This is a genomic window from Sediminibacillus sp. JSM 1682029 (assembly GCF_041366435.1).
GTDB lineage: Bacteria > Bacillota > Bacilli > Bacillales > Amphibacillaceae > Sediminibacillus > Sediminibacillus terrae.
The window spans coordinates 208,757-230,006 of sequence record NZ_JBEWYY010000005.1 but is presented as its reverse complement, the minus strand read 5'-3'; the positions used below and the strand labels follow the sequence as shown (position 1 = coordinate 230,006).

At 42.7% G+C, this 21,250-nt stretch carries 22 protein-coding genes and 1 other RNA gene; 20 read left to right on the top strand and 3 right to left on the bottom strand.

All coding sequences use genetic code 11. From position 1 onward, the window contains the following. The first annotated feature begins 47 nt into the window (after window positions 1-47). The 7 genes from ABVF09_RS10840 to nth all read left to right on the top strand — a co-directional run bounded on the left by ABVF09_RS10840 (window position 48) and on the right by nth (window position 5,934). A complete protein-coding gene (locus tag ABVF09_RS10840) occupies window positions 48-836 on the top strand; it encodes a ComEC/Rec2 family competence protein (protein WP_153462712.1) in 789 nt (262 codons plus the stop codon). 416 nt (window positions 837-1,252) lie between these two features. Beyond that, window positions 1,253-1,423: a YpmA family protein gene (locus tag ABVF09_RS10835; RefSeq protein ID WP_081704507.1), complete on the top strand. Its 171-nt coding sequence runs from the start codon at window positions 1,253-1,255 to the stop codon at window positions 1,421-1,423. After that, window positions 1,386-1,913, top strand: coding sequence for a cell wall elongation regulator TseB-like domain-containing protein (locus ABVF09_RS10830; protein WP_161993064.1), 528 nt, complete (start codon window positions 1,386-1,388; stop codon window positions 1,911-1,913). Before ABVF09_RS10835 ends, ABVF09_RS10830 begins: the two co-directional genes overlap by 38 nt. Before the next feature lie 27 nt (window positions 1,914-1,940). Further along, a complete protein-coding gene (locus tag ABVF09_RS10825) occupies window positions 1,941-3,122 on the top strand; it encodes a pyridoxal phosphate-dependent aminotransferase (RefSeq protein WP_026570151.1) in 1,182 nt (393 codons plus the stop codon). A 21-nt stretch (window positions 3,123-3,143) separates the two neighbouring features. Then, window positions 3,144-4,436: an asparagine--tRNA ligase gene (asnS, locus tag ABVF09_RS10820; RefSeq protein ID WP_026771264.1), complete on the top strand. Its 1,293-nt coding sequence runs from the start codon at window positions 3,144-3,146 to the stop codon at window positions 4,434-4,436. A 126-nt stretch (window positions 4,437-4,562) separates the two neighbouring features. Beyond that, window positions 4,563-5,255, top strand: a complete 693-nt coding sequence (locus ABVF09_RS10815; RefSeq protein WP_026570153.1) for a DnaD domain-containing protein — start codon at window positions 4,563-4,565, stop codon at window positions 5,253-5,255. A 10-nt stretch (window positions 5,256-5,265) separates the two neighbouring features. Continuing rightward, on the top strand, window positions 5,266-5,934 hold the full coding sequence (gene nth, locus ABVF09_RS10810) for an endonuclease III (protein ID WP_153462708.1): 669 nt from the start codon (window positions 5,266-5,268) through the stop codon (window positions 5,932-5,934). Between the two features lie 401 nt (window positions 5,935-6,335). On the opposite strand, the gene ABVF09_RS10805 is transcribed toward nth, so the two are convergent. Both ABVF09_RS10805 and recU read right to left on the bottom strand, forming a co-directional pair. After that, on the bottom strand, window positions 6,336-9,053 hold the full coding sequence (locus ABVF09_RS10805) for a penicillin-binding protein 1A (RefSeq protein ID WP_153462706.1): 2,718 nt from the start codon (window positions 9,051-9,053) through the stop codon (window positions 6,336-6,338). Window positions 9,054-9,071: 18 nt separating this feature from the next. After that, on the bottom strand, window positions 9,072-9,659 hold the full coding sequence (gene recU / locus ABVF09_RS10800; protein WP_026570155.1) for a Holliday junction resolvase RecU: 588 nt from the start codon (window positions 9,657-9,659) through the stop codon (window positions 9,072-9,074). A gap of 131 nt (window positions 9,660-9,790) precedes the next feature. Between recU and ABVF09_RS10795 the strand changes: the two genes are divergently transcribed. The 10 genes from ABVF09_RS10795 (at window position 9,791) to ABVF09_RS10750 (ending at window position 17,739) form a co-directional block, all read left to right on the top strand. Further along, a complete protein-coding gene (locus ABVF09_RS10795; RefSeq protein WP_371069190.1) occupies window positions 9,791-10,747 on the top strand; it encodes a DUF2515 family protein in 957 nt (318 codons plus the stop codon). Window positions 10,748-11,062: 315 nt separating this feature from the next. Further along, complete coding sequence (locus ABVF09_RS10790; protein ID WP_026570157.1) at window positions 11,063-11,380, top strand: hypothetical protein; 318 nt, start codon at window positions 11,063-11,065, stop codon at window positions 11,378-11,380. 35 nt (window positions 11,381-11,415) lie between these two features. After that, a complete protein-coding gene (locus ABVF09_RS10785) occupies window positions 11,416-11,787 on the top strand; it encodes a DUF1798 family protein (RefSeq protein ID WP_026570158.1) in 372 nt (123 codons plus the stop codon). A gap of 87 nt (window positions 11,788-11,874) precedes the next feature. Next, the gene (locus ABVF09_RS10780; protein ID WP_026570159.1) at window positions 11,875-12,282 is read left to right on the top strand and encodes a cytidine deaminase; all 408 of its coding nucleotides are present in this window, start codon (window positions 11,875-11,877) and stop codon (window positions 12,280-12,282) included. 751 nt (window positions 12,283-13,033) lie between these two features. Beyond that, the gene (locus ABVF09_RS10775) at window positions 13,034-13,411 is read left to right on the top strand and encodes a spore coat protein (RefSeq protein ID WP_026570160.1); all 378 of its coding nucleotides are present in this window, start codon (window positions 13,034-13,036) and stop codon (window positions 13,409-13,411) included. An 86-nt stretch (window positions 13,412-13,497) separates the two neighbouring features. Next, window positions 13,498-14,058 carry an SLOG family protein gene (locus ABVF09_RS10770; RefSeq protein ID WP_026570161.1) on the top strand — a complete coding sequence of 187 codons (561 nt, stop codon included), beginning with the start codon at window positions 13,498-13,500 and terminating at the stop codon, window positions 14,056-14,058. 116 nt (window positions 14,059-14,174) lie between these two features. After that, window positions 14,175-14,486, top strand: coding sequence for a cell division regulator GpsB (gene gpsB / locus ABVF09_RS10765; protein WP_026570162.1), 312 nt, complete (start codon window positions 14,175-14,177; stop codon window positions 14,484-14,486). A gap of 109 nt (window positions 14,487-14,595) precedes the next feature. Beyond that, window positions 14,596-14,977: RNase P RNA component class B (gene rnpB, locus ABVF09_RS10760), an RNA gene on the top strand. A gap of 119 nt (window positions 14,978-15,096) precedes the next feature. Further along, window positions 15,097-16,227: a THUMP domain-containing class I SAM-dependent RNA methyltransferase gene (locus ABVF09_RS10755; RefSeq protein WP_026570163.1), complete on the top strand. Its 1,131-nt coding sequence runs from the start codon at window positions 15,097-15,099 to the stop codon at window positions 16,225-16,227. 12 nt (window positions 16,228-16,239) lie between these two features. Continuing rightward, on the top strand, window positions 16,240-17,739 hold the full coding sequence (locus ABVF09_RS10750; RefSeq protein WP_371069189.1) for a carboxypeptidase M32: 1,500 nt from the start codon (window positions 16,240-16,242) through the stop codon (window positions 17,737-17,739). Between the two features lie 401 nt (window positions 17,740-18,140). Here ABVF09_RS10750 and ABVF09_RS10745 read toward each other — a convergent pair whose 3' ends face one another. Beyond that, window positions 18,141-18,701, bottom strand: a complete 561-nt coding sequence (locus tag ABVF09_RS10745) for a hypothetical protein (RefSeq protein WP_371069188.1) — start codon at window positions 18,699-18,701, stop codon at window positions 18,141-18,143. Window positions 18,702-19,264: 563 nt separating this feature from the next. Between ABVF09_RS10745 and ABVF09_RS10740 the strand changes: the two genes are divergently transcribed. The 3 genes from ABVF09_RS10740 (at window position 19,265) to ABVF09_RS10730 (ending at window position 21,179) form a co-directional block, all read left to right on the top strand. Then, window positions 19,265-19,471 carry an SDR family oxidoreductase gene (locus ABVF09_RS10740; RefSeq protein ID WP_371069187.1) on the top strand — a complete coding sequence of 69 codons (207 nt, stop codon included), beginning with the start codon at window positions 19,265-19,267 and terminating at the stop codon, window positions 19,469-19,471. A gap of 101 nt (window positions 19,472-19,572) precedes the next feature. Further along, window positions 19,573-20,661 (top strand): type III polyketide synthase, encoded by a 1,089-nt coding sequence (locus tag ABVF09_RS10735; protein ID WP_026570166.1) that lies wholly within the window; start codon window positions 19,573-19,575, stop codon window positions 20,659-20,661. Beyond that, a complete protein-coding gene (locus ABVF09_RS10730; protein ID WP_371069186.1) occupies window positions 20,658-21,179 on the top strand; it encodes an isoprenylcysteine carboxyl methyltransferase family protein in 522 nt (173 codons plus the stop codon). Before ABVF09_RS10735 ends, ABVF09_RS10730 begins: the two co-directional genes overlap by 4 nt. Window positions 21,180-21,250 lie beyond the last annotated feature (71 nt).

Sequence of the window (21,250 nt, the reverse complement as noted above, 5' to 3'; positions counted from 1 at the left end):
TTCTACATACCCTATAACTAGTTTAATCTAGGATAGGTGATGGAAAAGTGAAAAAGGTATCTTGTGCATTTTGTCTGTGGTTGATCTTTATTCTTTTGTTACCTTCGTTACAAGGTGAGGCGTTGGTCGACCTGAAGGATGGGGAAATATATTATGCGTTTTTCCATCTTCCAGATGGAGAAGCTACTTTGATAAAGGGTTTCAACGGGGCGATATTAATTAATACAGGTGCTCCTGCAAGCACAAGTGCTTTGTTTGAACAGCTCGAAGAATTGGAAGTCGAGGAAATCAATACAATCATTTTGACAAAACAGATGTCCGACTACTGTGGAAATACCGCCGAGCTGATTGATCGCTTCCATCCTGAAAAAATTGCATATTCCGGTAAATTGAGTAAGACATGCGGGAAGGAAGTAGAAGACAACAAAAGTGTGAAATGGGATTCCGATAAACTCGTCGATTTACCGATGGGTGGTTCATTGACTGTTCTGAAAGCAGAAGAATCTGGGGAAATGACCCTCGATATTGTTTATGGAAATATATCCATGCTTTATTTCAGTAACAGCTCGATAGAGGATGAAGATGAACTGTTGCAGCATGAACTGGATCCCCAGATCATCAAAATTGGCGATTATGCAAGTGGTAAGTCGCCGAGCGGTTATCTGTTGGAAAAAATCGATCCCCATATCGGTATCATTTTCAACAGCAAAGAGAAGCATCCGAACGAGGGATTGATGGAGCGTCTCAATGAATCGTGGATAGATGTGTACCAGCTTGACCAAGTCGGAACCACCATTATCCGTTTAAACGAGAGGGATTATGAAGTATTATCATGAATAAGCCATGCGGCATCCATCTGCCGCTTATGGATTAACCAATCAATCAAAAAAAGTGCGCTGCAAGCAGCGCACGATTGGTGTATGGGTTAGGGAATTTGGTTGAAAAAATACAAATCATTAAACAGCGATAAATTGTTCATTTAAATGAAGAAGGAATTTGTTTTTCAACTCTAACTATATTGTGGGTTAAATCGGCCCAGCTATGTGTTACAAATATTGATAGCAATGACAATTCTGCCTATGGTGAAGGAAACAAACAATTGTTGCGCACGCTGACTTCTCAACTTCTTCGTCATTTTATGCCAAACCGCTTCAAGAATGGACAAAAATAAGTTATGATGAGTAAGTGCACAATAACTGCAAAAACTTATGCACTATTCCCGGTGTTTTAGGGAATTGTGGAGGTGTGGCCAATGGATAAAAAAATTGAAACGCTGTCGACTGTGAAAATTGCGCATTCTGATGATTTATATAAAATAGTCGATAATTTGAACAGAACATTGAAAGAAGATGATTTAATGTTTGGATTAGCACTGGATGATGAAGATGATGGAAAAGCTATCTTTACCATTTACCGTACCTAATTGGGTAAAATGGGCAGTTGTTCTATTTATTTTAGTCTTTTGCATTGCTTTGGGATATAGCATTTATTTATATAACAGTATCCAGCAGGATAAGGAAGCAGGTTTTCAAGCTTCGGCGGAACGCGCAGTCGCCGAAACGGATCTCGAGCAAGCAGAAGATGTTTCCCGTTATCATGGTAAGGTACTTTATCATGTTGTAACAGGAACTACCGCTGATGGATCGGAGGCAATTGCCTATGTGCCAGCTGAACAGCAGGATGGCAAGATAGTATTGTTCCATTCAGAGGATTTAGTTTCTGAACAATCCATTCTCCAAGCATGGAATAATGACTGCTCAAGTTGTGAGCTTTTGGAAACGAATTTAGCTATCGAAAAAGGCCAGCCACTATTGGAACTAAAATACATAGATGACAGGGATCGATATGTATTGCATTATTATTCCCTGACAGATGGCAGTTCCGGAGACCATTTCAGGTTTAATCGATCCTGACCATTTTTCGGAAAGGTGATGTAAATGATGGATTTAGCAAACAGAGTTAAAACACTGACCCCTTCTTCGACCTTGGCGATTACTGCCAAAGCGAAAGAACTGAAAAATCAGGGTCATGATGTAATCGGGCTCGGCGCTGGGGAGCCGGACTTCAACACGCCTGAAAACATTTTGGATGCAGCGGAAAAAGCCATGCGGGAGGGTCATACGAAATACACACCATCTGGCGGGCTTCCGGCATTGAAAGAAGCAATTATAAATAAACTCAAGCAGGATCAGCAGTTGGAGTTTACGCCGGAAGAAATCATCGTGACCAACGGGGCAAAGCACGGACTCTATACTCTATTTCAAGTTCTTCTTAACCCAGGAGATGAAGTAATCATTCCTGCTCCTTATTGGGTCAGCTATCCAGAACAGGTCAAACTGGCACAAGGGAAACCGGTTGTCGTAGAATCCGAAGAAGCGAATCAGTTTAAAATAACTCCTGATCAATTGAAAAAGGCAATTACGGATAAAACAAAAGCGGTTATACTGAATTCGCCAAGCAATCCGACAGGTGTGATGTATACCTCAGAGGAACTTAATGCAATTGGTGACGTATGCCTCGATCATGACCTATTGATCGTGTCGGATGAAATTTATGAAAAATTGATTTATACAGAACAACACCATGTATCGATCGCGCAACTATCCGACGCGTTGAAAAAACAAACAATAATCATAAACGGCGTATCCAAATCCCATTCCATGACAGGCTGGAGAATCGGTTATGCAGCAGGCGACAGCAGAATCATCAAAGCCATGACCGGGTTGGCATCCCACTCGACATCCAATCCGAATTCCATCGCTCAATACGCTGCATTGGAAGCCTACCAAGGTTCTCAGGAAAAAGTGGAGGAAATGAGAAGGTCATTTCAAGAACGGCTGGAGACTCTTTATCAATTAATCACTGACATTCCAGGAATATCCTGTGTCAAACCCAAAGGCGCCTTCTATTTGTTCCCGAATGTACGCGAGGCTGTTGAAGCGAACGGTTTTTCCGATGTAGACGACTGGGTAGCGGCATTGCTTGAAGAGGAAAAGGTTGCGCTTGTTCCGGGTTCGGGTTTTGGCGCTCCAGAAAATATTCGTTTATCTTACGCTATTTCCTTACCACAATTGGAAGAAGCAGCCAATAGAATAAAACGATTTGTACAAAACCATCAATAATGTGTTCGGAGGTATTATATTTTGAAAACGACGATTTCACAAGTAGCAAAACATGTAGGAGAAGAAGTAACCATCGGTGCCTGGCTGGCCAACAAACGGTCCAGCGGCAAAATCGCTTTTTTGCAGCTCCGTGACGGCACTGGTTTTATTCAAGGAGTAGTCGTTAAAGCAGAAGTGGAGGAAGAAATTTTTCAGGCAGCGAAAAACATCACCCAGGAAACCTCCCTATACGTAACGGGAACAGTGGCAGAGGACACCCGCTCTCCGTTTGGCTATGAGTTGCAAGTAAATGGATTGGAAATCATTCATGAATCGACAGATTTTCCAATCACTCCCAAAGAACACGGCACGGAGTTTTTGATGGATCACCGCCATCTATGGCTGCGTTCCAAGAAGCAGCATGCCGTGATGAAAATCCGTAATGAAATTATTCGGTCTACCTATCAGTTCTTCAACGATCATGATTATGTAAAGATCGACCCGCCGATCCTGACTGGATCTTCTGCTGAAGGAACCACTGAATTGTTCCATACGAAGTATTTTGATGAAGAGGCCTATCTGTCTCAAAGTGGGCAATTGTACATGGAAGCCGCTGCAATGGCTTTTGGAAAGGTTTTTTCCTTTGGCCCGACTTTCCGAGCTGAAAAATCGAAAACTCGCCGCCATTTGATTGAATTCTGGATGATCGAGCCGGAAATGGCTTTTGTAGAACATGAAGAAAGCTTGGAAATCCAAGAACAGTATGTTAGCTTCATCGCACAAAGCGTATTGGAAAATTGTAAGCTTGAACTCGGTATTCTGGAAAGAGATACGGATAAATTGGCAAAAATCCAGGCTCCTTTTCCTCGAATTACCTATGATGAAGCGATTGATCTGTTGAAGGAAAAAGGCTTTGATGATATTGAATGGGGCGAAGACTTCGGTGCACCTCATGAAACGGCTATCGCTGAAAGTTTCGACAAGCCAGTTTTTATCACGCATTATCCGGCCGAAATCAAAGCATTTTATATGAAGCCTGATCCTGAACGTCCAGACGTGGTTCTTTGTGCAGACTTGATTGCACCTGAAGGATATGGGGAAGTGATTGGCGGTTCGCAAAGAATCGATGATTTGGCTCTGATGGAGCAGCGTTATCAGGAACATAATCTGACAGGGGATGCTTACCAATGGTATCTCGAATTAAGAAAGTACGGAAGCGTACCCCATTCCGGGTTTGGTCTTGGCTTGGAACGGACAGTGGCTTGGTTTGCCGGCGTTGAGCATGTAAGGGAGACTATCCCGTTCCCGCGTTTGCTCAACCGTCTATATCCATGATCCTCCCAAGCTGTGTTAATTTGTCAAAGATCCCTTGCCGCCTTCGGCGACAAGGGATTGTTATGTTTATAATTGGAAATTTCTCATTTTATCATCCATGCTATAATAGGTTAGAGGTGGTTTTCTGTGACAAGTGATTTCAACTATCAACAAATTGTGAAAGATCAAATGGTGATACCCTCGCTGCTATTAAAAAGGTACCATCAATTAAAGTTGTCTGAAACGGAAGTTATGGTTATTTTACATATCCATCGTTTTCAAATGGAAGGAAACAATTTTCCTACTCCTGAAGAGATTGCTCAATTTACGAGCGTTTCGTCTGAAGACTGTACGAAGATACTCCGTCAGTTGATCCGGAAGAATATTTTGTTGATTGAGCAGGAAGAGGATGATAAGCAGGTTTTAACTGAATGCTATTCTTTGGAGCCTTTATGGGTCACAATATATAAAGCGGATTATTCTGCATCGAAATCAAACCGTGAATCAGAACAGCAGCAAACCAATATTTTCATTTTATTTGAACAGGAGTTTGGCCGCCCATTGTCCCCTTTTGAAATCGAAACGGTCAACATATGGCTTGATGAAGAACAACAAACCCCGGCTTTGATCAAGGCAGCTTTAAGGGAAGCGGTGTTGATGGGAAAATTGAATTTCCGTTATATTGACCGGATTTTACGTGAGTGGAAAAAGAAAGGCATCAAATCGGTTGAACAGGCGAGAAATCAGAGCAGGCAATTCCACGTCAATCAAAATAATCAACAGGAACAACAGCAGCAAAAACGGGATGTATCGTTGTACTATAATTGGTTGGAGGAATAGGGGGATAGGAATGTTGAATAAGGCGCAAGTGAAACAATGTCTGGAGGCTTGGGAAAAAATGTTTCCCGACGCTGAATGCGAGCTTGTCCATGACAATCCTTTTGAATTGGTAATAGCGGTTGTTTTATCTGCTCAATGCACAGATGCATTAGTCAATAAAGTGACCAAGGACTTATTTAAAAAATATAAAACACCTGAAGATTATTTGGCTGTGTCACTGGAAGAATTGCAAGAAGATATTCGTTCCATCGGTTTATATCGCAACAAAGCAAAAAACATCCGCAAACTTTGCCAAATGCTGATAGATGAGTATGACGGGGAAGTCCCTTCGACCCAGGAAGAGCTTGTCAAGTTAGCTGGAGTGGGTAGGAAAACGGCAAATGTGGTCGCTTCTGTCGCATTTGACGAACCGGCCATTGCTGTGGACACCCATGTAGAAAGGGTATCGAAACGTCTGGGGATATGCCGATGGAAAGATTCTGTATTGGAAGTGGAAAAAACGTTGATGCGGAAGGTGCCAAAACAAGAATGGAGCCAAACCCACCATCGGATGATTTTTTTCGGAAGATACCATTGCAAGGCGAAAAGTCCAAACTGTCCGGAATGCCCGCTGCTGAATATTTGCAGGGAAGGACAAAAACGAATGAAAGCAAGGAACCTGGGTATTGAAGTTGATTAAAGAGGAATAAAAGAGGAGCTGTCTCATGTATGATTGATCACATGGACAGCTCCTTTGTCATAAACAGGCTTCTTTAAGGGAAAAAAGGGAATACGACGCCCTTTTCAATAAATTACTGGGGATTATAAATAAAAAATGGATTTATACCATGTATAAGACAAAGTTTTAATGGGATAGGGTCTAGGGCGTTGACAAAGAGGAGAGGGCGTGAAAAATTCCCGTACGGGACATTTGGCAGAGAACTGTTGTTAAAAAGTATTGGAACAGTGTTCTAAGGAGCCTATAACTAGGACTGGAATAAAATATGCGGGTAAAAGAAAAAATCATCAGCGTTTTAACTTAACGCTGATGATTTTTATTCTGTATAGCTTGAAAGTGTCAGGCTAAAATCTTATTACATGTCAGGCAATCTCTTCTTCTCGAAATGCGTGCACCGAATAACTAGATGCATTTTCGGAAGAAGAGGTATTGGCTTCGGGATCACCGGTATTTCCAGTATCCTCGCCATTTGAAGGAGGATTGTCATCATCCGGAGGATTATTGCCCTCATTACCCTCATTTCCATTTCCTCCGTTGTCATTTCCTTGATCGTCCTCGTTACCGTTACCGTTTCCGTTACCACCGCCATTATCGCCTTCATTACCGCCATTACCGTTATCACCCTGATTGTCGTCATTGCCATTTTCATTCCCATTGCCGGCATCAGGGTTCTCTTCGTCTTCAGGATTTTCTTGGTTCTGTTCTTCTTCTTGTTGTTCCTCTTCTTCTTCAGCTTCTTCATCCGGTACTTCTACTGTCACTGTGGCTGGATCGCTCGTATTTCCAGAGTCTTGATCACTGACAGCGGTGACTTCAATCGTATAAGAAGAGCCAAGGTCTACGCTGCTGATTTCCAGACTGGTTTCTTTCGTATCTGCCAAATCTTTCAAGGAGCCGCCATCTGTACCGGCCTTTACATTAAAGGTGACAGGGCGGTCGTCATCCTGATCGTAATCCCAAGTCACATCAATGGATTGACTTTCTTCGTTAAAGCTTGCTTTCAACCCGCTAACCGCGTCAATTCGATCAAACTTCTGAGAAGTCTTGCTTGGTTCGTTTCCTTTTACAAAAAGTTCGGTCACGATGTTCGATTGCGGTGTATATTCACTTGGCAGCTTGGCCGGATTGGATCCTTTTTCCACTTGTACCTCTACGACGGAATCTGGTTTGGTAAAATCAGCTGTCTCTATTCCATCTGACAAATAGGACATCGTTTCCCGGAAAAGATTTTGTGCGATCACCGTTTCTGAATGTCCGTTTAGTGTTTTCTTCTGATCATCGTATCCCGTCCATACAGCGATTGTATAATTGGTAGTATAACCGCTAAACCATGAATCCGGGCTTCCATCTTTTCCTTTCAGGTTCGTGGTACCGGTTTTTCCGGCCATCGGCAGACCAGAAACTTTTGCAGCTGTGCCGGTTCCGGAAGGATCGTTGACAACAGATTTTAACATGTCCGTGATCATATAAGCGGTATATTCATGCATGGCAGATTTTGGTTCTGGTTTTAGATCGACGGTACGTCCATCGCTATATGTCACTTTTGTAACCGAGTAGGGCTCATTGTAAATTCCTTTGTTCCCGAAAGCACTGTAAGCACCAGCCATCTGCAGGGTTGTGACCCCGGTGGAAGAACCACCAATGGCATCGGTTAATGCGATAGAATCTTCATGGAATTTTATTCCGAGACCTTCAGCAAATTCTTGTGCGCGCTCTGCGCCGACTTCCTCGAATGTTTTGACTGCAGGTACGTTCAGTGATTGGGCTAAAGCCGAACGGGCCGACATCCACCCTTTATGCTGTCCGTTCCAGTTGTCGATATAGGAGTCGGTCCCTGCAATAGGATAACGACCATCATCATTGATTTGGTGATAGGTGGACCATTGTTCGTATTCGATGGCCGGACCGTAATCGATGATCGGTTTGAAGGTAGAGCCAGCCTGACGATTTTCATTGTCGATGGCATAATTCCATCCTCCCTGTGTATCATCAAGGTTTCTACCTCCGCCGATTGCACGGATTGCTCCTGACGTGGTATCCAGAACGGTCATTCCTGCCCTGAATTCGTCGTTAGGATAACTGATGGGATTGCTGTCATCCTCGCTAAGCAAAAATTCAACATGTTTTTGGGCTTCGGGATCTAATGTGGTCTGTATTTCCAGACCATCACTATAGATATCTGCATCCAACTTTTCGCTCACTTCGTCCTGCACCTGCTGAATGAAAGCCTGGTATGGAGTTGACTCCTGACGGCTTTCCACAAGTAAGGATTCCACCGAAACCTCACTTGCTTCATCGGCTTCTTCCTGTGAGATTTTACCGTGTTGAACCATTAAACTTAAAACTGTGTTCATTCGTTCTTGGGTCAACTCCGGATTTCTCGTCGGGTCATATGCAGACGGACGTTGCGGCAGACCTGCCAAGACAGCAGCTTCCGGCAGGGTTAATTCACTTAAATCTTCCTTGCCAAAATAAAAGTCTGCTGCCTCGGCTACACCGTAGACATTTCCGTAATAAATTCGGTTTAAATACATTTCCAGAATTTCTTCTTTGGAATACTTTGCATCAAGGCGAAGGGCGAGCCATTGTTCCTGTACTTTCCGCTTCAATGTTTTTTCCGGAGTCAGAAATGCTCCCTTAATCACCTGTTGATCAATCGTACTTGCACCTTCAGCACCGAATCCTCCGGTGATATTTGCCAGTATGGCACCGGCGATTCTGCGGAAATCTATCCCTATATGATCAAAAAAACGGGAGTCTTCCGTAGCGGTAACCGCATCGACCAACAGAGGCGGAAGATCTTCATAGTCAATCTTCGTCCTTTTCTCTTCACCCAGATTGGCGAATTCTTCTCCATTGACATCCAGCAGCTTCGTTGAAGCCGGTACGGCCAGGCTATCTGCATCAAGTTTTGGGGCTGTTGCTATATAATAGGTGAATAAACCACCAATACCAATACCGATTAGTAACACGACGATTAAAATCGTTCTGACAATCTTTTTGAAAAGTGACTTCTTTTGTTTTTTCTGCTGTTTTAATTGCTTGCGTCTTGCTGAACGAGATTGGCTTGTATTTGCCATCACGCATCTTCCTCCGATCTAAAAATAAAGCTGGTCTAAGACATCTAAATAATCTACCTTTGCCTGAAACTTAAACGGGATAAGGTGACCAGCTTCTTTAATGTCTGAATAGGGAATGGACTTTCTCCCTCCATTATATTGACTTTCCCAGTAAGAGAAAAGTTTCATGGAAGGAAATAAAAAAGTTTCATCCAACATAGAAAAACGGACAATCAAAAAGCTTATCCCTCCGTGTTCATTAACCTGCTTCATATGTTTCACTTGATGATCATGCAGGTTGGAGAGGGGAAAAGACGTTTTGTTTTTTGTCTCTTTCGCTTCAAAATCAATATATTTTCCTTTATAAATTCCATTATAGTCCGTTGTCGATGCTTGCTTAAAATAAGCTTCCTTGATAGTCGCCGCACTACGTTTCGGATAATCCACCTTGACAATTTGAACAGGAGTCGGTTTTTTATGGATGACCGCTTTGTTCATCACGAGGTAATGTTCGTTCGTATCATTGATGTCTTCTTCTAGTGTCATCCCCCGGTTGCCAAAGGCTGGCTCTTGCAAGTTTTTTCCTGAAGTACGAAAAGATTTCTTCTTTCCGTTTGGGTAATTCATGTGTATTCCTCCCATACATGAGAGTATCATACCAGAAATTCACGGCAAATGAGAACCAAAAATCAAAAAAACAGTGACAAAGCACGTTATTTTTCCAGTTTTTGCACAAGCTATACCCGGAGGCGGTGAAAATGTGGAATGAACAGCAAGAGCTCGTGCAATACATTGATGCAATGACCAAAAGAGCCAATATGGACAATGTGTCAAGAACAAAAGCGTACCTTGCTTATTTTAATCGCCATCCAGAGATATCTTGGTCGTTTCTTGCAAGTATGGTGTCACGCAACGCAGGTTGGAATATCACCGATTTATATACACCTGTAATGGCCGGTTTACTGCCTAAAAGAACAAGAAAAAGGTTGTTTTCCACTTATGAACGGGCTAATTGGCTTATTTTTTCGGATGCTTACCCACAACTGCTTATCTACCAATTCTCTAAAGAACAAGGCGTTCCGTTATTCCATTTGTTGCAGCAATTTAATGTTTCGTTATATATGCGCCGTGAATGGCAGCGTTTTTGGGCCAATGATAACTGCGGCCGGTTAATGCAAGCGCAGATCATCAATGAACAAAATATCATCCAGCGTCCGGTTATCGAGCATCCTTACTATCAGAAAAATGTTTTCAGGAGACTTCCATTTTTACTGGAAGATTTTCTTCTGCTGAGCGCGGTATTGTTTCCGAAGCTTGAAGGGAATGTTATCGGTTCCTATGTGTATGATTTTTCTAATTTAAGCAAGCGGATTTTGCTGGGAAAAACGTTGGCCGCAAAGCTCTTCGATCCAAGTAATTTCTCGACTGTCCTGGAGTTTGCCAATACAGTCGAACCTACTGGCTCGAGAAGCGAATATGAAGATTTTCTGAAGATAAGCCAGCCTTCACTCCGAGCTCCTAATCTACGGGCGGTTTCCAATCCAATCAAGCACCAGGATACTATTCGAGTGGATTGGAGCGTAAATGGGGGTGTAAAGACAGAATGGCTGCATCCTCTAGAAGTGACAGAAAACGATAGAACTTTCGAACATTTTTATCGTAAGAGAAAAATGCTTGCCCGTATTTGGCAAGTCAAGCAGACCATTTGGGCATGAAAAAATCCGGGCAAGCATTCTTGGCCCGGATTTTTTCATGTTGTTACACAGATGGACGGTCGGGACCATCCAGCTTTTTGTTTTTGTACTCATCATGCTGCTTTTTTTCATTTTTATGATCTTTTTTCAACTGGTCTTTCGATTTATCGGTCATAACAATACCCTCCTTATTTGTATTGTTGTCAACCATATGCAAAACATACAGATTTCAGGGATAATTTGTCTTCTTGCTTCTAGTTTTGTCGGCAAGGCAGGGGACAGCAGGGTCCATGCAGAATGAATGCCGTAACAAGCCATAAAGGGGAGAGATGACAAGTGGATTTTTCCGGTAATGCAACTAACGCACAAAACGGGGTGTCAAAACAGGTATTTGAGAAGGCTTATGTAGAACTTTCCGACAGAGTGAGATTGATCGACCAGAAGCTTGCTACGAAAGCCGATGACGTCGTGCTCACCTTGGCACTATCCCATCGTCAGGAAATCGAAGAACTTCAAGGAGAGGTTGTAAATCTGCGAAAGGAAATTAAACAGTTGAAAAGCAAAAAAGAAGAACAAAGACTGAATCGGTATGTTGGCAGAAAAACGTCTATTTGGCACCAGATGTTTAAAAAAGTGCAATTCGCCCGCAAATAATGATACAGTAAGGTAAGAAAGGCGGGCGATACACAATGGAGTTAACCGCATTGACCAATCAACTTAAACAGGATTTAATTCCGTTGAAGCAGCGGTTTGAAGAGAGCGATAAACCAGAGAACAGAAGAGATAAGGAATTTTTTCTGTTTGTCAAAGAAGAAACAACTCCATTCTTCGAGATGGTAAAAGAATGGGAAGAAAAGGCTCTCCAATTCGTGAAAAATAAAGAAGTGACAGTACACCCACAACAAATCGCGTCTACAAGTGACAATCTGCAAATCATCTTATTGAACAGTTATTATATAGATACACCGAAAACGCGTTATATGGAAATGTATCAATCGATTCTTTTTGTTTTAGACCAGCTGCTTGCTGATATAAAAAGAATCGGTGACAGACCCGAATAGTGGGAGAATGGTTGCATGCAAACCTTTACAGAACCAGGTTTTTCTTTTATAATTATTTTCCCGCTAGAAGAAAGGGTGCAAAGTTGAATGGATGAAAACCAACTATTCGAGAAAGCGAAAGAAATTAGAAAAAGGGCTTATACGCCATATTCCAAATTCCCAGTGGGGGCTGCTTTGCTGACGAAGTCCGGTAAGGTTTACCAAGGCTGCAATATCGAAAATGCCGCTTATCCTGTTAGCCTTTGTGCTGAAAGGGTAGCTATTTTTAAAGCAATATCGGATGGTGTAACCGATTTCGCGGAAATGGCCGTTGTAGCTGATACAGGACGGCCCGTGTCGCCGTGTGGATCCTGTCGTCAGGTTATGAGCGAGTTCTTTGATAAAAACATGCCGATACATATCGGAAATCTGGAAGATGAGCGAAAAACGATGTCAATGGAGGAGTTGCTGCCTTTTTCGTTTGAATCCGCTGACCTGCCTGTAGAAGATGAATAAGTATGGAATCGACCCTGTTGCTGAACAGGGTTTCGTTTTTGTTGATGGCTGTTTCCTGAAAGCTTATTTTAATGTGCCAAGGAAAGAAATAACGCATTAACGGTAATTGGGAAGTTCCATTGCCCACTCAAAAAGTGTGTTAACCCCGCTACGGTAGCATACTTCGCTTTCCGCGGGCACGGCTTCAGCTAACTTGGTAAAGAAAACCGCTTTACCAAGTGGATCTTCAGCTCGTGCTGTTCCCGCAGGAGTCTGCGCATGCTACCTGCGCTAAGAAACATGCTGACTATCGCCTAGAGACTTTTTCTTTGAGAACCAATAAGCCATCTTAAAAACGTTTGTCAGGAAATGTCTACTTCTTTTCATAAAAGACAGTTGTAATTCCCGTCTTTTCTCCTGTTCTTGGACTTTCTGCTTGTTTTCCGAGCTATGTCTTTTGATGATACGGTACATGGAGTACCGAAAAATAAAAAATGTCTAGTACACGGGGTTATAAACAGGAAGCTGTTCCTAGCGAAGAAAATACCCGGAGACTCCAGCGGGAGGAAAGGCCTCGGTGAGATCCCGCAGAGCGTTAGCTCGAGGAAGCTCACCAGTAATGCGTTTCGTTGTAAGCAATAAATAAGAAAAAAACAACTGGTCGTTTGCCGGAATGACATTTATAACAAAATTTAGGTTTCTGTCTCAGACATGTCTTAGCCTCCTATCATAGATTATTAGTGAACCTAAACATAAAGAAAGGAGACTAAAAATGAGACATCATCACGGCCCGCATTGCGGCTGTCCGAAACAGATCGTGTACCCGACACAAGAGAATGTCGTGCATCATTGCACCGAGGAGACGGTCGAGCATATTCATCCATCCCATACGACCATCATGAACCATCACTTGGTGAAAAATCAGCATATTTATCCTCATTCCACATCTGTAGGCAACACTGTAGATAGTGTAGATCAATACGGAGGCTCTTTTAATGTGCCGCCTAACCAGGTAGCAGGTGCAGCGACACCTCCTGGAGGACCGGGCAATCAGGTAGCAGGTGCCATGAGTCCGGGACCAAACATGGGACCAGGATACCAACAACCTTTTGGCATGAAAGGTTGGAAGAAACCGAATAAGTGGTGCTGATTTAAAACGGAAGAGCCGGTTGCCGATTTCGGCCGGCTCTTTGTTTTTTCAATCACTCTTATACATAATTAAAAGGAGGTCAACATATGGATGTACTAGCCGTAACCGGTTATAAGCCAATGGAAATGAATATCTTTAAGCAGGACGATCCCAAAATCCATTTTATAAAAGCGGCCATTCAAAAAAAGATTGTCGGTTTTATCGAAGAAGGCTTGGAATGGGTGTTGATTTCCGGTCAAATGGGTGTGGAGATATGGACGGGAGAAGTCATTATCGATCTAAAAGATACATATGATGTAAAGCTTGGTATTTTCCCGCCGTTCGCAAACCAGGAAAGCCGCTGGCCAGAGCATATGCAGCAAACTTATCAGGAACTTCTCATGCTGGCCGATTTTCATCAGCCGATTTATGAAAGTGACTATAAAGGTCCTTTTCAATTTAAAGCAAAGAACAAATGGATGATTGACAAGAGTGATGGATGTCTGATTTTGTTGGATGAAGAATTCCCCGGAAGCAGTCGTTTTTTCCATGAAGAAGCCAAGAAAGCAAATGAACATCAGAATTATCCAATCTACACCATCACACCGATGGATTTAGACGACATTGTGCAGGAAATGCAAATGGAAGACCCGGATTACTGGTCTTGACCGACTGTTTTCAGCAGGACTCATTAATTTGAGGTACATACGTCAGTAAAAATTGACATTCGGTCAATGTTTTGAAAAAATAAGAGATAAGTTGTACGAGATATGAGGTGATATGGATGAGCTTAGATCGTATTCAATTGACAGGGAAAGATATATTGGAAAAGAATTTTAAAACTGCAATGCGCGGGTATAACCAGGAAGAAGTAGACGAATTTCTTGATGCCATCATTCAAGACTATGAAGCTTTTCAACAGGAATTAGATCGACTTCGCCAGGAAAACGACCGGTTGAAAAGACAATCCGACCAAACAAGGACCCGTACAGCAACTGCAGCAAGCAATCACCAGGTTAATTACGACATTTTGAAAAGGGTCTCCAATTTAGAAAAAGCTGTATTCGGAAAGAAATTCGCAGATGCTGACTCCTGATCTTTTGGCTATCATTACCAATGCGATGCCATAGCGAAATGTGTTATACTAAGCATTGTCGCATTGACTTGAAACAAAGATGATATTACAATAGATAAGCAATGAATGGATGTTTGAGTAATCGCTGCACATGAATATGTGTAGAGGAAAGTCCATGCTCACACAAGCTGCGATGCTTGTAGTGTTCGTGCTTGACGAATTCATAAGTCAAGGTAATCCTTTTGGGATTAACGGCAGGGAAGATACCTAAGTCGTTTGGATATGGTATTGCAACCTTGAAAGTGCCACAGTGACGTAGTCAGGCGGGAAACTGCTTGAGTGGAACGAGGTAAACCCCGCGAGTGAGCAACCCAAATATTGGTAGGGGCATTCTTTAGTAGGGAAACGAACCGAACGAGAGCCGGGCAGACGTCCGGAGATAGATGATTACTACTTGCGTACGAGGTTGACCGCCGTCTGCAGTACAATAGTACAGAACATGGCTTATAAAACATCCATTGGTCGTTGCTATAATCAGGATATAAGCAGCCCTTTCTAACAGGAGTCCAGCGTTAGAAAGGGCTTTTTGTTTACATAATTTTCAAAATAGGTACAGGAAAGGAATTCATTTATGAAGCAGCAAGTTACATTGATCGCTACAGCAGCAATGGGGTTGGAAGCAATAGTCGCCCAAGAAGTACGTGCGTTAGGGTACCAGGATACAACCGTTGAAAACGGGAGAGTGCTTTTTACGGCAGATGCAGCTGCTATTCCAAGGTGCAACCTCTGGCTGAGGACGGCTGACAGAATTAAGGTTTTAGTGGGACAGTTTGAGGCCAAAACGTTTGATGCCCTCTTCGAGCAGACAAAGGATCTTCCTTGGGAACAGTATATTCCCGAGGATGGAGAATTTCCGGTCATCGGCAAATCGGTGAAGTCCACGCTCTATAGTGTTTCCGATTGTCAGGCGATAGTGAAAAAGTCAGTTGCAGAACGTTTGAAGCAGAAGTATGGAGTTGCTTCCTGGCTGGAAGAAACCGGAGGATTTTATCGAATTGAAGTCGCTTTGCATAAAGACCAGGTAACATTGTCTATCGATGCTTCGGGTACCGGATTGCATAAACGTGGTTACCGGATAGGGCAGGGAGAGGCACCTTTAAAGGAAACTTTGGCAGCTGCATTAGTGAAGCTTACCAACTGGAAAGCAGATCAACCGTTCGTCGATCCTTTCTGTGGCTCTGGGACCATACCGATTGAGGCAGCCCTTATTGGACAGAATATAGCTCCCGGTTTCAATCGCGAATTTGCTTCGGAATCCTGGGAGCTTGTCGGAAACGTGCTGTGGGAAAGAGCGCATGAGGAAGCGGAGGACTTGGCTGACTACGATCAACCGCTGGATATCACCGGATCTGATATAGATCACCGGATGGTCGAAGTAGCGAAGGACAATGCGATGGAAGCGGGACTCGGGGACCTTGTCTCATGGAAACAAATGCAGGCGAAAGATTTTCATCCGCGGCAGTCGACCGGATACCTTGTCGGAAATCCGCCATACGGAGAACGGATCGGCGACAAAGCGGAAGTGGAAAAAATGTATCGAGATTTTGGCGAAGTCATGAAGCAGTTGCCCGGATGGAGTGTCTATATCCTTACTTCCAACGAACGTTTTGAAACCTTATATGGAAAAAAAGCTACAAAGAAAAGAAAATTGTTCAATGGTTATATCAAAACAGATTATTACCAATATTTTGGAGGTAAATAGGGGGAGATCGATTTGCCGGATTACAGACAATTAGAGAAAGATTTTTTAGAATTATTGAAAGAACAAAAAGCTTATCAAGAGGCTTTGGCGCTAATCCAATGGGATTTACGCACCAAGATCCCTCCCAAAGGCGTGGACCAACGTTCAGAAGTCATTGGTTTTCTTTCTCAAAAAGTGTTCCAAATTACTACCTCGGAAAAAATGAAGATGTACATCGATTCATTAAAAGGTAAGGCATCCAATCCTATCATCCAGCGTTCTCTGGAAGAGTGCGAAGAAGAGTACAACCGGAACCGAAAGATCCCTGAAGTCGAATTCAAAGAGTTTACGATGCTGCAGTCCAAATCGGAAACGTTATGGCAGGAAGCAAGGGAAAAAGGAGATTTTGCGCAGCTGCAGCCATATTTGGAGAAGCTGATCGAGTACAATAAGAAGTTTGCGGAATATTGGGGTTATGAAAAGAACCGCTATGATGCCTTGTTGCATGTTTATGAACCGGGCGTGACAACCGAACTTCTTGACGAAGTTTTTCCTGCCTTAAGAAGGTCACTGGCCGGATTGTTAAAGAAAATAACCGCATCAGAACGAAAGCCGGATTCGACCATTCTTCAGAAACATTTTCCAAAACAGGCTCAAGAAACATTCAGCCTGGAGATTCTGAAAAGGATGGGCTATGACTTTGCAGCCGGACGTCTTGATGAAACGATTCATCCATTTGCCATCGCCATCAATCCACGTGACGTCCGAGTAACGACCAGATATGATGAAAGTGACTTCCGCATGGCGATCTTCGGCACCATTCATGAAGGCGGCCATGCCCTGTATGAGCAAAATATTGATCAGGCAATGGCACAGACGCCACTTGCTGATGGCACTTCAATGGGAATACATGAGTCCCAGTCGCTATTTTGGGAAAATTTTGTGGCTAGGAGCGAAGCGTTCTGGGAAAACCATTATTCGTTATTCAAACACATAGCACCCGATGAATTTGACGATATTCCTTTCTCCGACTTTTACCGTGCAGTAAATGAAGTGAAACCTTCCCTGATTCGGATTGAAGCGGATGAGCTTACATATTGCCTTCACATTATGGTGCGCTATGAGTTAGAAAAAGCTTTAATCAATGATGAAATAGAAGTAAGAGATCTTCCAGAGCTTTGGAATCAGAAAATGGAAGATTACTTGGGAATCAGACCGCAATCCGACAGGGAAGGCGTACTTCAAGATATCCATTGGGCTGCAGGAGATTTTGGTTATTTCCCTTCTTATGCGCTGGGATATATGTATGCCGCACAATTTCATCAAAAGCTTGAAACAACGCTAGATGTAGAATCCGCTATCAAATCGGGAAATTTTGCAGCTATCAAAAACTGGCTTGGAGAGAATATTCATCAGTACGGGAAGTTGAAAAAACCGTTGGAGATTTTGCAAGATGTTACCGGTGAAGGCTTAAATCCGGAATTTCTTGTGGAACACTTGCAAAGCAAGTATGCAAGAATTTATCAATTTTGAAGAGGGTCTTTTATGATAAATCATGCCGTCCATCCATAATCCAACTCATTCATAATGGAGTAGGGAATATCGGTTGAGGCGGAGGAAGATGTACTAAAAAGGAAGATCACAAATGTGATCGGCACAAAAGCTTGGGAACCAAAGCAAAAACGGAACGAATTCTGAATGCTAATCGAATTCGTTCCGTTTTTTAATTGTTGTGTTCCTTAGATAGGCTTCTTATTATCCTGTTGTTTGAAGCGTGCTTCACATTAGTTATGGCAGGATTCACAAGAGATGCCGTTGTCCCGGTATCTTTTTAAGGACCACACGATGTGGGTCATACAGGCGTTGCCACAGGACGTGGCGGATTTAGCCTGTACTCCGTAAAAAAGCACATTCACTTTTCAAGGTGATAATACTTAACTTAAAGCATCTGCCATATTAGGAGCGAACATATCCTGCCCTTCATAAATCGAAGTGATTTGTTCTTGGAATTGATCCCACTTTTCTTGTGCTGCAGAAAAGTCGGGTTCAAGTGCAGATGTATCGATAGCAGTTTCCATTTCACTATAATAGTCACCAAGAGATGAGATAGCCTGCTGGTAGCTTTTTTTTACATCATCTGGAACGTCTGCTTCGAATTGATAGTCCTCCAATTCAGCCTGAGCATCTTTTGCAGCAGTCAAAGCTTCTTCAGCGGATGCTTCAATATCTTCGTCAGAAGCTTCCTCATCTTCTAAGTTGGCCTGATAGGCGTTGATTTTTTGTTGATAAGGACTGATGGTGCTTGTAAAATCCATCTGGGCACTAAGTAATTCTTTCTTTACCTCCGAATTGTCGGACGAATCATCCGATTGAGTATCCTCATCTTGCTGTTCAGCTGCGCTGTCGTCAGCTGTATCATCCTCGCTGTCAGATTGGGAGCAGCCTGCGATGGTTAATGCCGAAATAAGACCTAGTGATAGTAAAAACTTTTTCATTTGAAAACCCCCTGTTAAAATTGTTTGAATTCTTTGTGACAAATAGTAGTTTAGTACTGAATCGACAAAAAGTAAATAATTTGAAGAAATGTTTTAATTGTCTTAAAATTTAGATTTCTAATAAAGAAAAAGGAAATGTAATTTGCCCATTCTTTCACTTGTAAAGGAAATTAGCTGTCATACAGGTCTAGCAAAGGGATATGGCTTTGTCCTTCAGACCTGTACTAACAGTCAGGGTATGGTGCCGCTACATGTAGTCCAAAAGAAGCAGCGTAATTTTGATACCGGCATTATTACCCAGATATCCAAGTTACGGTCTATTTTTGCGTCGTCACAGTTGCCGGATGATGTTCAAATAATTTTTCACGTCTCACAGATTATCACCACGTTCTTCCCAAAACACAGCCAAGCACGAATTCACTACGGAAGAAATGGACCAAGTCATCAATAACAATAGGAAAAGTTCTTTTTTCTTGTCTAAGCTGCAACCAAACGAATGAAGAAGCGGAGTGGTGGCAAAATAATCAATACGTCTTCGGTCGGATCATGATATTCCGACTGCTTTGATTGAGGAGTTGCCGAAGGATGAACAGTTATGTTTCCGAATATTGGAGAGAACTTCTTTGAAGCGTATTGGGAAATTGGAAGAGTTGGCAGGCGTTGCGGTTTTTCTGACTGTAGCTGTAAGTGATTATATAATTGGGCAGACGTTGTTAGTGGATAAAGAAATGACCATCCATAAATTTTTAACCGATGCAGATAGGGGATAACCATTTTACGGAATACGGATACAGAAAACGTGTGTTCATTGGATTCTTTTGAGGGTAGATAGATACAGAAGGTAAAAATAAATAATAGAAGAGGTGCTTACATGTCAGTTATCGGGTCAGTCGGGACAAGCCTACCGCAGTTCGCCATGAACCAAAAGGAAATCCAAACATTGGTTGAACACATCTTTCCGCGTCCGGAAAGAGAATTAAAACGGCTGCTTCCTGTGTTTGAAAATGCGGCAGTGGAACAACGCCAGTTCGTGGTGCCGAAAACGTGGTTTACTGAACAGCACTCTTTTGTCGAGCGAAACCATGTTTATCAAGAAGAAGCGCTAAAACATAGTGTTTCTGCCATCGATGCTTGCTTGAATAGCGAGGATTTTTTAGGAAGGTCGATCCCTTATGAAGCAATCGATTCGATTTTTTTCGTATCCAGTACCGGTATCGCCACTCCATCACTAGATGCCCGTATTATCAACGAACGAGAATTCCGGGAAGATATCCGGCGTATCCCCTTGTGGGGACTTGGCTGCGCGGGAGGTGCCAGCGGTTTGGCGCGTGCCCACGAATGGCTTACTGCAAATCCTGCTTGTGTTGCACTTGTAGTAAGTGTAGAGTTATGCAGCCTGACATTTCAGAAAGATGATGACCGCAAAAGCAATTTCATCGGCACGGCTTTATTCGGGGATGGGATTGCCGCCGCCATATTAATAGGCGAAGATTCCCCATACCAGGCTTATCGGAAAAAGGCTGCCCCGCGGATAGTCAAAGTTGACTCGCGAATAAAGAAAGCGTCATTGGATGTAATGGGGTGGGAAATTGCCCACCATGGCTTTGAAGTGATTTTTGCCAAAAGCATTCCCCGGTTAGTCGACACATTCTGGAAGGACCACGTTTTTTCATTTTTAAAAAGGCAAAAAACCGAAGAAAGCGATTACGCATTCTATGTCGCGCATCCTGGCGGGAAAAAAGTTCTTCAATCCATAGAGGAAGTGCTCCAAATAAATGATAAGAAACTGTACTACTCTTATGAAGTATTAAAGCGTCATGGTAATATGTCTTCTGCAACAGTCCTCTATATTCTGAAAAAATGGATGGAGGAAGATATCGGGATTGGCGAAAGAAGTTTACTTTCTGCTTTAGGCCCTGGATTCAGCTCCGAATTGGTGGAATTGGTGTGGTCTTCATGAATTGGTGGATGGGAATCTTGTTCGTATTTTTGATACTGCAGCGTTTGATCGAGTTAGTAATAGCACGCAGCAACGAAAACTGGATGAAAAAGCAGGGTGCTATTGAATCTGGTGCAGGACATTACAAATGGTTTGTCTTGACCCACAGTTTGTTTTTCATCAGTTTATGGGCGGAAGCTGAATGGAAAGATTTATATGGACTTGGTCTGAACGTATCCCTTTTTGTTTTGTTCGTCTTAACTCAACTACTGCGCGTATGGTGCATTGCTTCGCTCGGAAGGTTTTGGAACACAAAAATAATCATTCTTCCCGGAGCAAGCCTTGTTAAAAAAGGTCCTTATCGCTTTATCAACCACCCTAATTATTTGGTCGTCTTGCTGGAACTGATTATCATACCGATGATGTTCCATACATATATTACTGCAATCGTGTTTCCGCTCTTCCATCTCTTATTGTTGCGCGTACGAATCCCTGAAGAGGAAAGAGCGCTGGACAAGCTGGAAGAAGGGCAGGATTAGACAACGGAACAAGTGTTCTGTATAATGAGCTTAACGAAACATGTTACACTGGGTAAGTGATTTTTTCAGGG